Here is a 14,001-nt window from a genome sequence, read left to right as displayed (position 1 = left end):
CCCGTCGTTGGCCGAGTGATTTTATTGCGCGTCGTACACTTCGACGAGTGCGACGCCCGTGGTGCCCGCTACGCCGGTGACTTGCACCGTGTAGGAGCCGGGGGCGAGCGTAAGGAGGAGCACGGCATCCTTGCTGCCCGCGGCCAAGGGGAAGGCACCCACCTGCGCCGACGTCGCGATGATCTGCGCGACGCCGAGGCCGCCGGCGTCCCAGTTGTCATTGCTGGCGACCAGTACGTTGTTCGCGTAAACCGCAATCATCGGGTCGGCCAGCACGCCCGCCACGCCGAAGGTGGACAAGGTCGGGCCGACGCTGCGGAACAGGACGGTTTTCGGCGCGTTGCCAGCGATCACCAGACCGGCGATAAGGGAGCCTTCGCCCAGACCGACATTCATGCGCGCGGAGACGTTGACCAGACGGGAACCAAGGGCCGTGTCGGTATCGTAAATTTCCGTGAGGGCGACGCCCGTGGTGCTGTTCGGGCGAACCATGCTCGTCGTGTGAACGCCGGCGGTAAGCGTGGCAAGGAGCGCCGAGTCTTTGCTTCCATTGGGCAGCGGAAACGCGCCGAGTTCGAGAGCGGTGGACGCGATCAGGGGTCCGTTGGGCAGACCGTTGAGATTGATCTGCCAGTCGTCGTTCGAAGCCACGACACCGCTGGCGTCATAGAGCGCAAGCATCGGGTCCGCGAGGGTGTTGGTGACGCCATAGGCGGCCAGGGCCGGTCCGACGCCGCGCAAGAGAACATGCTTCGCGCCACCCGCCACGACGACTCCCACAATGAGTGTTTGGGCGCCGGGGCCGGAGATGGCACGCGCGGAGAAATTCACAATCCGGCTCGAAGCTCCGGCATCGATTACCATTGTGAGGACAGCCGTGCCGGTGCCGACGCTGTTGGTGGCTTGAAGCGTGACGACGGCTGTGCCCGCGACCGTCGGGGTGCCGTTGATCGCGCCAGTGAGGTGGTCGAGCGTTAATCCTGCAGGCAGTCCGGTGGCAGAGTAACTCGTCGGCAACCCGGTCGCCGCGATGAAGTAGGTGACGAAAGAAGTCCCCACCTCGCCCGCAGCGGTGGTTGCGCTGGTGATGATCGGGGCGACGCCCGCGGCGGCGACGGTGATCGTCAGCGTGGCGTGGCCCGTGCCGATCGCGTTGGTGGCGCCCAGCAGCACGTTGGTCGTGCCGGCCGCCGTGGGTGAACCGGTGATCACGCCGGTCGCGGCGGCGATGCTCATGCCGGCCGGCAAGGGCGCGGCGGTGTAGCTGGTCGGCGACCCCGAAGCGGTGATCGTAAAGCTGAACGGCGTGCCGACGGTGCCGGCCGCTGTCAGCGGATTATTCGAGATGACGGGGGCCGGCGAGTCCACGGTGAGCGTCACCGCATTGCTGATGATCGAGCCGGACTGGTTCGAAACCACGACGTCGTAACTCGCCGCATCGGTGGCCTGCACATTGGTCAGCGCGAGCGTCGCCGTGGTGGCCGACGTATTGGCGGTGATGTTGGCGCCGGCTTTGCGCCATTGGTAGGTGACCGCCGTCGTGCCGCTGGCGGTGACAGAGAAATTGGCCGTGGTGCCCGTGACGGCACTTTGCGAAGTCGGCTGCGTGGTGATTGCGAGGATCGCCGCGCCGGTGATCGTGAAACTCTGCCGCAGCATGTTGAACTCGTAGGCGATCGGCGCGAGTTGCCCGGCTTGCGTGGCCTGCAGCGTGATGAGGCCGGGGGCGGTGGGCGTGATCGTGAAGACACCGGCCACAGGGCCGCTGATCGACGCGGCGCCGATGGAGCCGGGCACCACGGTGAGGGCGATCGGCAGCGTGGAGCTGGTCGAGGGCTGGACCGTAAACGAACCAGCGCTGATCAGACGATCGGCGATCGCGGCAAAACTCACGGATTGCCAGGTCGGGTTGATCGCGCCGGTCGCGTAGAAATCACCGCTGCCGAAGCCCAGGTCACCCGGGACGAAATCGAGCGTCGAGTAAACGCTGCCGAGATTGGCGATGTCCGCCGTGCGGCCCGTCAAAGGGTCGAGCGTGCCCATGATGGTGAAGCCCGTGATCGGATCCAGTCGCTGGTAATACATCTTGTCCACGCCGTAGCCGACGTCGCTGCCGGTGAAGGTCAGGGCATTATAGCCGGGGGCGCCGAGGTCGAACTTGTCGGCGGAGGTGCCGAGCAACGCGGGATCGAGCACGCCGAAGGTGGCGAAGCCCGTGACCGAATCGGTGCGGAGGTAGTAAAAGCGGTTGAGGCCATAGCCCAGATTGCTGGCCGCGTAGGTCAGGCCGAAGTAACCGCTCGCGCCCAATGTTGCCGGCCCACCGGGCCCGGACATGGGCTTGAGGTCCGTCACGGCCGAGGCGGTGCCCGAACTAGGCACAATCACTGTAAAGTAGTCGCCGGATACTTTGTGATGGATCAGGTAGAAATTGACCGAGCCATAGCCGATGTCGGGATCGGCCGAGGTCAGGGCCGAATAGGAATCCGGCGTGAGCTTGCTGCCGATATCCGCGTGATTGGTCGCCGCGCCGCTTGCGGCGATGTAGTGCGTGAAGGCGGCGATATCGCCGCCGGCAGGAATCGCCGTGCTCTTGATCGAGTAGAATTGGTTGGCGCCGCCGCCGAGCGACAGATCCTGGGCCATCGCATGAAAGCCGGCGAGGTTGCCGCCGATGGCCCACCGAGGAGTGAGCGTGACAGCGCCGGTGGAGGGCGCGATGGCGATGGACGCCATATTGTTGGCCCGGGCCGTGACGGCTGAGAAGCCTGCAAGGGCCGCGAGTACGATGGTGCTGAATTTCATGAAAGTATTTTCTAGTTGAGGAAGGAGTGCGGCCAGCGGAGTGGAGCGGGCCCAAAGGGGTGGCCCCACTGCGCAACCCAGCCGCAGAGTCGCACAAATCGGGGGAAGCTTCTATTAGGTGTTACCCGCCCGCCCGTGCGCAGGAGCAACGGGCAGGCCACCGCGCGCCTCATTCCTCCAGGCGCGCGCCGAGCGCGGCGCTCTCCGGTGTACAGGTGGATAAGATCGGACTCAACGCGGTCGTCGTCGCGGGCCACCACCTACATGCGAAACGTGTGTACCATCCTGTTCACACAGACGTCGGCGCGTTAGGTGCCGGCCGCACGGAGCGGCACGAACCTACAGGCCGAAACGTGAAACCGGAAAGCTGAGGTCGCAGCAGCGTGAGTGAGCCTCGCGGCGCGGACTCACCGGCAGCCCTCGGCCCTGCGCACGACTGGCTGCGGAGTGCCCGCGCTCAACGAACCACCGTTTGTTCCACGCGGAGCTGCGTCCCCCAATTTGCCCCCACGGGGCGGACGGGCCGGAGCCCGGCCAGCCCTGCGCCTCATGTGATCGTTAACTGTACACTGCTTTCGATGACGCCCGCGGAAATTGCATAGCGAGTGAGGCCGGCGGTGTCATGGATGGCGAGTTTCGTCATCAGGTGCTCGCGGTGTTTCTCCACGGTCTTGATGTTGATCGCGAGTCGGGCCGCGATCTGTTTATTGGTCGAGCCCTCGGCAACGAGCTGCAGGACTTCGGATTCGCGCGCCGTGAGGCGGTGGGCACGCGGTCGCACCACGCCGTCACGATTCGGCGCCGGCTTCATGGCGGTGAGGCGGCGTGCAATCGCCGGACTGAAGAAGGTGGCGCCTTGGGCGACCTCGCAGATCGCCTTGGTGAGGACATCGGCCGAGGTCTGTTTCTCCAAAAATCCGACGACGCCGGCTTCGGTCACACGTTCGACGTAGGCATCGTCACTGTGCGCGGAGAGGATGATCACCTTGGCCGCCGGGTTCGCCGACAAAATTTGCCGCGTGGCCTCCAGGCCGTTGAGCACCGGCATCGCGATGTCCATCAGGATGACATCGGGGAGGCGGTCGCGCGCCATCTCGACCGCTTCCCGGCCGGTCCGGGCCTCGCCCACGATGATGAAACGCCCGTCGGAGTTGAGGAGTGCGCAGAGGCCTTGGCGCACGATGGCGTGATCTTCCGCGAGGAGGACACGAGTGGGTGGGACAGGGATCATGGTTTGGGAAGTTGGGTTTTGAACGGAATCTCGGCATGGACCGTGGTTCCGGTGCCGGAAGCGGATTCGATCACGAGGCGCCCACCGATCATCTCAATGCGTTCTCGCATGCCCACCAAGCCCAGCCGCTTATTGTTTCGAGCGAGCAGCGTTTTCTTCACGGGGAACGATTTTCCATTGTCGCTGATTTCCATCTGGATGAGGTCCGCCGACGGCCAGATATCGAGGCGGACGGCCGTGGCCTCAGCGTGGCGGGCCACGTTGTTCAGTGCTTCTTGAGCCACCCGAAACAACACCGTCCGCCGTGCAATGCTCAGCGCTTCCACACCGCTAAACGCCGTAATCTTGATGGTCATCTTCTTCCGAGCCGCCAAGCGGTGACTGAAGGACTCCAGCGCGGGGATCAGCCCCAAATCATCCAGCACCGCCGGTCGCAGTTCGCGGGCGAACCGGTGGACTGCGCTGACGGAATGCGCCACCAGCCGTTGAGTGCGGGCGATTTTTTGCTTCAGAATTTGAGTATTCCCGAACACCCCGTGGCCCAAGGCCGCTAGTTCGACATTGATGCCAACCAGCGTCTGCACGACTTCATCATGCAGCTCCCGGCTGATGCGTTTGCGCTCTTCCTCTTGAGCCGCGATGATCTGCCGGGTCAGACGTCGCAGCTTGTGCTGCATGATCTGCGACTCCAGGAAGAGACTTCGGTAACGCCGCCTCGCCTGCTCGATCTTTACTTCACCGGCTTTGCGCCGCGCTATCTCCAACTCATGCTTGCGGTTGCTTCGCCTCAAAGCCGCCGTGTGCCGCTCCAACATCCGATTGCGTTGCAACAATTGCCGAGTGGCCTCGCGCACGGGGCGTTGACCGCTGCCGAGCGGCACCAGCACGTCAGCGAAAAAGAACCCGGCGGCCTTCATCATGGCCGGACGCGCCTGAGTGGAATCGGGCAACGCCATCATTGCGCGGTGGTGGAGGGCGGCGAGTTCGAGCGGGCAAAATCCATGGGCGAGCATTTTTTTGCCCAGCGCTCGCGCGCGACGACGGTCCGCAGAGTTGTCCGCGTCGAGGTGCAGGCGTAACGCCGCGAGGTAGCGTTTCTCCAGGATCGAGCGCTGCGCCTTCGTTAATACTGCCTTGATGACCATCAGGTATGTGCCGAGCGGTAGGTGATCGACCTGCTTCAATGCGGGCTGTGCTTCGTCGAGGCGACGCCGCGTCCGTTCTGGGATTAAACGACACCCGTAACGAAATTACGATAAGGTATAACCCGGTCATACGACCAGTTGCCGAGCCGCCGGGAAACCAGCGTAAACGCAGCGTATCGCCCGGGGTCAGGCCGCTCGTTGTTAAATCGCCGGCCGGGAAGACGTCGCTTGGGACCTTCCTCCGCACTGCGCAACGTCGACGGCCGACAGCTAACGACCCGAAGCCTTCGGTCGCTGCGTCACCGCCACTATAGACAAGGCCGGTGCAGGATCACCCGCGCGAGCGCGACTCTGCTCACGGCGCCGCAGCCGCGGGAGTGAAGTCGTCGGCGCGCGCTTCATCATAGGCCGGGTTGATGGTCGGGAGCTGCGCCCCGACTTTCTTCCGCCACTTTGCCAAGCGCGCGCGCATCGCGGCCACCCGCTCCGGTTGGCTCGCGGCGAGATTCGTTTCCTCCCCGACATCCTCGCGCAAGTTGAACAGCTCCAGCCCCGGACCGTCGCCCGCCAGCGTCCCTTCGAAGAACTCAATCAACTTCCAGTCACCCATCCGAATCGAGTCCGACGGCCCTTTGCCCGCGGGATGATAATGCGGATAATGCCAGTAGAGCGTGTCGCGCGCCGGGGCGACGCCCGCCTTGATCAACGACGCCAGGCTGATGCCGTCGAGCTGCGGATTGGCGTCCGCGCGCGCGCCGCTGAGCTCCAGCAAAGTCGGGAAAAAATCCATCGTGTTCACCATCGTCGCACTCACCCGCCCAGGCGCGATCACCCCCGGCCAGCGCATTAACAGCGGCACGCGGACACCGCCCTCGTGTAACTCCGCCTTGCCACCGCGAAACGGCGTTTGCGCCGCATCGCGCAGCAGTCCGCCGTTGTCGGAATAGAAAATCACCAACGTGTTTTCCCGCAGCCCGAGTGCATCGAGCTTCGCCAGCACCTGCCCCACACTGTCGTCCACCATTTCCATCATCGCCGCCATCACCGGCACGTCTTCCGGATGACCATTTCCTTGCGCGGGATATTTCGCGACGAGGGCTTTCGGCGCCATGATCGGCGCATGCACGGCGTTATGCGAAACCAGCAGGAAAAACGGCTCGGCGCGATGCTCGTCGAGGAAACGCAACGCTCGCGTCGTGATCGCCCCGACATTGTGCGCATCGCTCTCCGGATCGGCCGTCGGGACGGGCTTGTGCGTGATGAACGTCTCCGCGAAACCCTGCCGATCCGGGCCTTCCGCCACCGATTCCGGCGGCAGATACGCTTTGGCCAAATGCCATTTGCCGATGAGCCCCGTCACGTAGCCTTCCTCCGTCAACCGTTCGGCGATCGTCACCTCTTTTAGCGGCAGAAATCTTTGCCATGCCGGCTGCTGCAGGCGCGCCCAAGGATACGTGTTGCCCGGAATAAAATCCGTCACATGCGTTCGCGCCGGCGACTTGCCGGTCATCAACGCCGACCGCGTCGGCGAACACACGGGCGACGCCGAATACGCCTGCGTGAATTGCATCCCGTCGCGCCCGAGCCCGTCGATGTTGGGCGTTTTATAATAAGAGTTCCCATAAGCCCCGACCTGCGCACAGCCGAGATCGTCGGCGAGAATGAAAACAATATTGGGCCGGCGCGCTGCCTGGGGCTTCGCCGGCGACGCCGACATTGTGCCGCCGGCGACGAGCGCGACACAGAAAACAACAGCGGAGAATAATTTCATAAACGGAAGGGACGATTTGCACGGGCGCCGGCGTCGCGCCCCGAGCAACGCCAATTTGCGCTGGCGATGAAGCGTGGGGCTCGGCACCGGTAGGAAGAACGCCGAGAGCCTTCACGCGCCCCTCCCCAAGTCGAACGCCACCGACCAGCAATTTCCGCCACCCGACCAAATCGGCCGTTGTCGAAACGCCGCACGGCGCGTCGTCCGTCTTCCGTCCGATTCATTTCCCCACCTTCCCATGACCCCGCCGCTGCCGCGCATCGCCACCAACGAGGACTACTACCGCATGCGCTTCTCGCCGTTGGAGTCGTGGCAACCTCTCCTCGCGCAAATCTTCGCGCGGCAGCATCTCCCGTTGTCCGCAATCGCTCGCTTTTCCACCGGCGAATCGCCCGTCTTCGCTGTCGGCGAGCAATGGGTAGTGAAACTCCTCCCTCACTTTTGGGCCGAGTTGGCAGACCGGGAAATCGCCGCCCTCGACCATCTGCGCGATTGCGCCGTGCGTCGGCCGCGCCTGCTTGCGACAGGGAGGGTGGACGATTGGATTTTCCTGTTGATGGACCGCCTGCCGGGCGAACGCCTCGACGTTCTCTGGCCGCGCCTCACCGCCCCCGAACGCCTCACCGCCGCCCGCGAATTTGGCGCCGCGCTCCGGCAACTGCACGCGCTCCCGCCCGCCGCCCCGGCCAACGTCGCGCCTCCGTGGTCCGCTTTCCTCGAATCCCGTCTCGCCGCATGGCCTTCGCGTCCCTCCGTGCAAAAATTGCCCGCTCCTCTCCGCGACACCGGCCCCGACTTCATCCGCTCCGTCCTCGCGAAAACTCCCGCGCTCAGCGAAGCCGATGCGCGACTCCTGCATGGTGACCTCGCGCCCGAGAACTGCCTCTTTGCGTCGAACCCGAACGACGGCGCGTGGCACTGCTCCGGCCTCATCGACTTCGGTCAGGCTCGCTTCGGCGCACCCGAATTCGACTTTCCCGCTCCCACCGTCCTCCTCGGCCGCAGCGCTGCGGTTGAGCTACCCGCCACCCGCGCTGCGCTGCTCGATGAGTATTTCGCCGGCTACGGCCTCACAAAGCCGATCGATCACGAATTACGCCAGCGTCTGATGGCTTACAGTCTCCTGCACCCGCTGCACGATGTGTCCGGGGCCCTCGCGCTCGAACCCGCAAGCCTCACGTGCGAATCGTGGGCCGACGTGGCGCCGCACTTCTGGCCCTGATCCGTCCGCGCATCTGAACGTGCGTAGGGCACCGCGCATCGCCGCAGTTGCGAGCGGCCGCTGATCACCTCAAGCTCCCTCCTCATGCCACGCGCCTCCGCCACGCCCTTTCTGAACCCACTCCCGCGCGTCCGCCTCCTCGCGACCGGCGGCACCATCGCCGGCGCCCAACTCACGACCACCAGCCGCGGCTACCAAGCCGGCGCCTTCTCCATCGACAATCTCATCACCGCGCTCCCGCAACTCGCCGACATCGCCCAGCTCGAGATCGAACAGGTCGCGCGCCTCGGCAGTCAGGACATGGACGAAACCGTCTGGCTCAATCTCGCCGCCCGCGCCGACACCGCGCTCGCCTCCGCCGAGGTCGCCGGCGTCGTCGTCACGCACGGCACCGATACGATGGAGGAAACCGCGTATTTCCTGAACCTCATCCTCGCGTCCGACCAACCCGTTGTCCTCGTCGGCGCGATGCGTCCCGCCACCGCGATCAGCGCGGATGGCCCGATGAATCTCTATAACGCGCTCGCTGTCGCCACGCATCCCGACTCCCGCGGCCGCGGCGTCCTCGTCGTCGCCAACGACGAAATCCATTTCGCCCGCGAGGTCGTCAAGACCAACACCACGCAGCTCGGCACGTTCAAATCCCCCAATCGCGGCCTCGCCGGCCTCGTCAACGCCGGCCGCCTCCACTTCTTCGGCGCGCCGCCCCGCCGCCACACGAGCGGCAGCGCATTTTCGCTTGATGGACTCACCGCTCTGCCACGCGTCCATATTCTCTACGCCCACGCCGGACTCACCCGCGAGTTGATCGATGCCGCCGTGCAAACCGGCGCGGCCGGCCTCGTCATCGCCGGCGTCGGCGATGGCAACATGAGCAGCGCCGCCCTCGCCGCGTGTGCCGACGCCGTCTCGCGCGGCGTTGCCGTGGTGCGCAGTTCGCGCACCGGCGGTGGCGTCGTGGAACGCAACATCGAGATCGACGACGACCGCCACGGCTTCATCGCCGCCGACGAGCTCAACCCGCAAAAAGCCCGCGTCCTCCTCATGCTCGCGCTCACGCGCACCCGCGACCCGCGCGAGCTCCAGGAAATTTTCTTCACTTACTGATCAGGCCTGCACGCCCCGCTGGCGCTCGCCACCCGTCGGCCGAAGCGATGCCCGCCGACGCCCGCCGCGCGCCAGGCATCGGTCAACCGCCATCAGCCGCTCCGCGCCTCGTGCGCCGCCAACGCGTCCTCGTTGCTTCCGCCTCTTCGCCGGCGTCCATTCCTCGCCGCCTCGCTTCTTGGCACGCCAACGTCCCGCGCTGAAAACATCGACGCCGCGCGCCGCCCCGTTTCTTTTCTTTGGTTCGCCTCGCCCGTCCACCTCCCGCAATTTCATTCCATGCTCGCTCGCCGCTCCCTCCTCGCCGCCCTCTGCGCCCTCACGTTTGCCGCGCCGCTCGCGCACGCTCAACCCTCGCCCGCGACCGCCGCCCCGTCCGCGCCCGCCTCCACTCTGATTCCGTTTCCCGAGCCACTCCTCGCGCGCGCCCTCGCCGAGCCCGCGCCCCGTTGGAAATTTTCCCCCGGCAAACGCTATCATGAGCTCCCGCACGTTTTCGCGCTCCAGCTCCTCGCGCTCTCCGCTCATTTCGATCCGCTCCACCCCGCCGGCGATTCCACCCTCGCCGCCGCCGTGGCCGCGAAAATCCGCACCTTCCTCGTCAGCGAGCCCGACGCCGACGGCAACACCCGCGAACCCGAAGCGCTCGGCGGCCTCGGCGGCTGGAGCCACAACTCCGCCGCGCAAATCCTTCTCCTTGCCCGCCGCACGCCCGCCGTCTGGGACGCCCTCTCGCCCGAGGAGCACCGCCGCGCCGATCTGCTCATGCACGCGTTCGCCATCGCCGGCCACTTCACCCTCGATGATGACAACGATTTCGGCGTGCTCCTCGATGGCGTCGCCCTCTATCAGAAGAGCTGGAACCCCAACATCGTCGAAGGCTACGTCGACGTCATGACCGCCGCGTCGCTCTATTTCGGCGCCGACGAACTCAACGCGTTTTTCCGCACCTTCGATTTCGACGCGTTCACCGAACAGCTGCGCATCGCCAATTTCCGTAACGTCCTCCGGTGCTGGACGCACACGCCCGCGATGCGCGACTTGTTGATGAACGGCGGCACCTTCCGCGCGCCCGGCGAAAGCGCCGGCGAAAAACTCGGCGGCACCGTGGGCCACGGCGCCGGCGTGCGCAACGACTTCACCTACCTCGGCTACACGCTCGCCCAACCGTGGGAACTCTATCGCACCCAAGCCAACCGCCAGTTCTGCAAAACCGCCCGCACCATTGTCACCATCTGTGGCGACAACCGCACGCATCTCCTCCAGCGCGCCAGCGCCGCCACCCTCTCCCCCTTCGAAGGCCAGATCGGCATGTGCGCCGAATTCGAATCGACCGATTGGAACGGCATGCGCAGCAGCACCTCTTACGCGTTTGAAGGCTCCATGCTCCAACTCAGCATCGCCGCCACCCTCCACGCCATCGGCGCCTGGCGCGACGACGCTGCCGGCCGCTCCATCGCGCAACGCATGTCAGTCGGCATCGGCGATCTATTGTTCAAAGCACGCGAAGGCTACCGCGGCTGGTCCCTCGGCCAGGAGCGGATCGTCTGGCTGGAGCAAGATCTCCAGCCCCTCGGCTCCGACTACATTTTTCCTCTCTGGACCGACTACCTCGCGCGGGAAAAATCCTCCGCCGCCGCTCCCGCTGCAACTCCGTCTGCCCACGCCTCCGGCCAGAATTAACTCCGCCCACGCGCGTTAACGCTTCCTCCCGCCTGCGACCCCGCCCGGCCCGATTCGCCTCTCGCTGCGCGCGCCGCGTCGCACCGTCTCTCCTCCATGACCGCTTCCGATTTCCAACTCCCCATCTGGTTCGATCTCGGCGCGACGTTTGCCTTCGCGATGACCGGCGCGCTTGCCGCGATCAAGCGCGGCTACGATGTCGTGGGCCTGTTTTTTCTCGCCCTGGCCTCCGGCATCGGCGGCGGCCTCCTGCGCGACGCCTTGTTCATTCGCGCCTCGTCGACTGCGCTGCTCACCAACCCGGCCTACATTTACGTCGTGCTTGCGGGCGTCGTCGCCGCGATGGCGCTCGGCTCACACGTGCACCGCTTTCGCCGCGTGATCGCACTCATCGATGCGCTCGGCCTTGGCGCTTACGCGTGTTTCGGCGTGCAAAAATCCCTCCACGCCGGCCTCGCCGCGCCCGCCGCCGTGTTGGTCGGCGTGATCAACGCCGCCGGCGGCGGCCTCGTCCGCGATCTGCTCACCGGTGAGGAACCGCTCGTGTTCCGCCCCGGGCAGTTCTACGTCCTCGCGGCCCTCCTTGGCGCAGTGACCTTCGTGTTTCTCGTCGTGCAACTCCAGCTGCCCGGCACGATGGCCGCCCTCCTCGCCACGACGCTCACCTTTCTCGTGCGCGTGCTCACCGTCAGCTTCAACTGGCGCACCGCTCCCATCGCGCCGACCGACGCGCTCCCGCCCGCCCCGTAAGGCCACCGCTGCGCCGCGAGCGCGACGATCGATTGACGGCGGAGTTGTCACGCCCTCCGTGCCTCCTACAGTGCGCGCATGGCCCAGCAACAAGCGGCGACCCAGAAAAAACCGAGCTATCCCATCGGCGCCGACTTGCGGGCCTACCTGCAACGCTACCGCCGCGAGCGCGCCCTCCCCGTCACCTACGAACGCCTGCGCGGCTTTCACGAAGCCATGGCTCTCGCCGACGAAACCGGCCAGCCCACGTTGTGGGACAGCGTCGTTTACGAACAACACGAGATGGGCCAGCTCTACGCCGACCTGAAACACATCTACGCCCTCCTCAAGGTCGACGGCGATTTCTCGGTCGTTCAACATCTCTACATCGATCGCGTCGACTTCTGCAGCTTCGGCAACTCGATGCCCTTCCGCATCCGCATCGTTAACGCCTATAACGACAATCAGGACTATTTCTACATCAAGAAAGCCGACGCCTCGCGCGTCTACGGCCTCGAGCTCGAGCACCTCCTCTCGCCCAACCGCCTCAACTACATCACCTGCGGCGACACCCTCGTCGAAGAACACATCGCCGGCATCCCCGGAGATGTCTTCATCGACCGCTGGCTCCAAAACCCCGACCTCCGCCCCATCCGCGTCGCCAAGGAACTCACCAAGTTCAACGCCCGCTGCTTCATGCGCCTGCTCGGCGACATGCGTTCGTATAATTTCGTCTTCGTCATCACCCCCGACTTCGAAGGCGCGCAAGTCCGCATCCGCTCCATGGATTTCGACCAGCAGTCGTTCGACGGGCGAAAACGCTTTTACCTCCCGCAATTTTTCAAGGAGAACGCGCCCCTCGTGCTCTACTGCGTGAAACACCTCCACTCCAAAACCGCCGCGCAATACCAGCGCGAGGAGGAGACGCTCATGCTCCAGCGGGCCGAACTCGCCGCCCTCCGCCTCGGCGTGCTCATGGAGGCGATGGCCCGCGATCCCATCGCGCCCCTCGCCCAAGTGCACGAACTGCGCGAACAACTCGCCGAACATTTCCAACGCCGCAGCTACCTCGCCTGCGAAACCATGGGCGAACTCGTGCGGGAAAACCTCCAAAGCATGCGCCTCCAACTCTCCCGCGAGCCCAACGCGCCCATCTTCCAATCCGACTTTTTCCTGTGAGCGCCGCCGCCAAAAACTTCACCTTCGTCTGCGGCGCGGACGATTTTCTCGTCGACCGCCTCGGCCGCGAACGCTTCGCCGCCCTCGCCGCCGAATCCGGCGCCGACGATTTTTCCCGCGACATCCTCAGCGGCTTCGCCGCCAACGTCGGCGAGGTCGAGTCCGCCATCGCCCGCTTTCGCGATGCCGTGCAAACCGTGCCCATGTTCGGCGGTCAACGCGTCGTCTGGCTCAAGGACATCAACTTCCTCGCCGACTCGCCCACCGGCCGCGCCGACGGCACCCTCAAACTCGTCGCCGACCTCCAGGAACTGCTCACCACGCTCAACCCCGCCGAAACCGCCGTGCTCCTCACCGCGGCCCCCATCGACCGCCGCCGCTCGTTTCCCAAATGGTGCGAGAAAAACGCCGACTTCGCCCTCGTCGGCGGCGATGGCGATTCCGCCGCGGAAGCGCTGACCGGCGTCGCCCTCGGCGAAGCGCGCACCCTCGGCGTCAAACTCACGCCCGATGCCGCCAAACTCCTCCTCGCCAAAGTCGGCAGCAACACCCGCCTCCTCGTCGAAGAAGTGCGCAAGCTCGCCACCTCCATCGACGAAGGCGGCACCATCGAGGAATCGCTCGTCGCCGAACTCACGCCCAACGCCGCCGAAGGCGATTTCTTCGAAACCGCGGAAGCGTTTTTCACCGGCGATCTGCCCTGGACACTCGCCGCGCTGGAGCGCCATTTCTTCAGCGGTGGCGACGCCCGCCCGGTCATTTCCTCGCTGCAGAACCGCAACCGCATCCTCCTGCAGCTCCGCGCGCTGGCCGACGCCGGCGACGTGCGCCTCGGCCCCCGCGGCGCCGACGGCCTCTCACGCGCCGCCGCCAGCTACACCGGCAAATTCGGCGCCGCCGCCGCCGACAAAAGCGCCTACAACATCTTCACGCAAAACGCGTGGTATGTCGGCAAACTCGCGCCCGGCGGCAAGTTGCCCCCGCTCCGCCGGTTGATCGACAACCAGCAGGAATTCATCAACGCCTTCGAAGAACTCGTGCAACGCCCGCGCGAAGCCGAAGACGTATTGCGCGAGATGATCGTCCGCTGCCTCGCCCCCGCGGCGTAATCCAAGCCCGCGCGCCTCGA

At 65.4% G+C, this 14,001-nt stretch carries 10 protein-coding genes; 6 read left to right on the top strand and 4 right to left on the bottom strand.

The window, feature by feature from the left end:
• Window positions 1-21: 21 nt before the first annotated feature.
• The 4 genes from K0B96_RS00140 to K0B96_RS00125 form a co-directional block, all read right to left on the bottom strand.
• Window positions 22-2,805: a beta strand repeat-containing protein gene (locus tag K0B96_RS00140; RefSeq protein ID WP_220162404.1), complete on the bottom strand. Its 2,784-nt coding sequence runs from the start codon at window positions 2,803-2,805 to the stop codon at window positions 22-24.
• A gap of 547 nt (window positions 2,806-3,352) precedes the next feature.
• Window positions 3,353-4,036, bottom strand: coding sequence for a response regulator (locus K0B96_RS00135; RefSeq protein ID WP_220162402.1), 684 nt, complete (start codon window positions 4,034-4,036; stop codon window positions 3,353-3,355).
• The gene (locus K0B96_RS00130; protein ID WP_220162400.1) at window positions 4,033-5,220 is read right to left on the bottom strand and encodes a sensor histidine kinase; all 1,188 of its coding nucleotides are present in this window, start codon (window positions 5,218-5,220) and stop codon (window positions 4,033-4,035) included. Before K0B96_RS00130 ends, K0B96_RS00135 begins: the two co-directional genes overlap by 4 nt.
• A gap of 316 nt (window positions 5,221-5,536) precedes the next feature.
• The gene (locus K0B96_RS00125) at window positions 5,537-6,952 is read right to left on the bottom strand and encodes a sulfatase (protein WP_220162398.1); all 1,416 of its coding nucleotides are present in this window, start codon (window positions 6,950-6,952) and stop codon (window positions 5,537-5,539) included.
• A gap of 238 nt (window positions 6,953-7,190) precedes the next feature.
• Here K0B96_RS00125 and K0B96_RS00120 point away from each other — a divergent pair, with 238 nt between their 5' ends.
• The 6 genes from K0B96_RS00120 (at window position 7,191) to holA (ending at window position 13,981) form a co-directional block, all read left to right on the top strand.
• The gene (locus tag K0B96_RS00120; RefSeq protein ID WP_220162396.1) at window positions 7,191-8,174 is read left to right on the top strand and encodes a phosphotransferase family protein; all 984 of its coding nucleotides are present in this window, start codon (window positions 7,191-7,193) and stop codon (window positions 8,172-8,174) included.
• Between the two features lie 84 nt (window positions 8,175-8,258).
• Window positions 8,259-9,281: a type II asparaginase gene (locus tag K0B96_RS00115; protein WP_220162394.1), complete on the top strand. Its 1,023-nt coding sequence runs from the start codon at window positions 8,259-8,261 to the stop codon at window positions 9,279-9,281.
• A gap of 279 nt (window positions 9,282-9,560) precedes the next feature.
• Complete coding sequence (locus K0B96_RS00110; RefSeq protein ID WP_220162385.1) at window positions 9,561-10,964, top strand: hypothetical protein; 1,404 nt, start codon at window positions 9,561-9,563, stop codon at window positions 10,962-10,964.
• 96 nt (window positions 10,965-11,060) lie between these two features.
• Window positions 11,061-11,714, top strand: coding sequence for a trimeric intracellular cation channel family protein (locus tag K0B96_RS00105; protein ID WP_220162383.1), 654 nt, complete (start codon window positions 11,061-11,063; stop codon window positions 11,712-11,714).
• Between the two features lie 78 nt (window positions 11,715-11,792).
• Complete coding sequence (locus K0B96_RS00100; RefSeq protein ID WP_220162381.1) at window positions 11,793-12,872, top strand: hypothetical protein; 1,080 nt, start codon at window positions 11,793-11,795, stop codon at window positions 12,870-12,872.
• Window positions 12,869-13,981: a DNA polymerase III subunit delta gene (holA, locus tag K0B96_RS00095; RefSeq protein ID WP_220162379.1), complete on the top strand. Its 1,113-nt coding sequence runs from the start codon at window positions 12,869-12,871 to the stop codon at window positions 13,979-13,981. Before K0B96_RS00100 ends, holA begins: the two co-directional genes overlap by 4 nt.
• Window positions 13,982-14,001 lie beyond the last annotated feature (20 nt).

It is taken from the genome of Horticoccus luteus (genome assembly GCF_019464535.1).
Classification (GTDB): domain Bacteria; phylum Verrucomicrobiota; class Verrucomicrobiia; order Opitutales; family Opitutaceae; genus Horticoccus; species Horticoccus luteus.
This window is presented reverse-complemented; position numbering and strand designations above follow the sequence as displayed.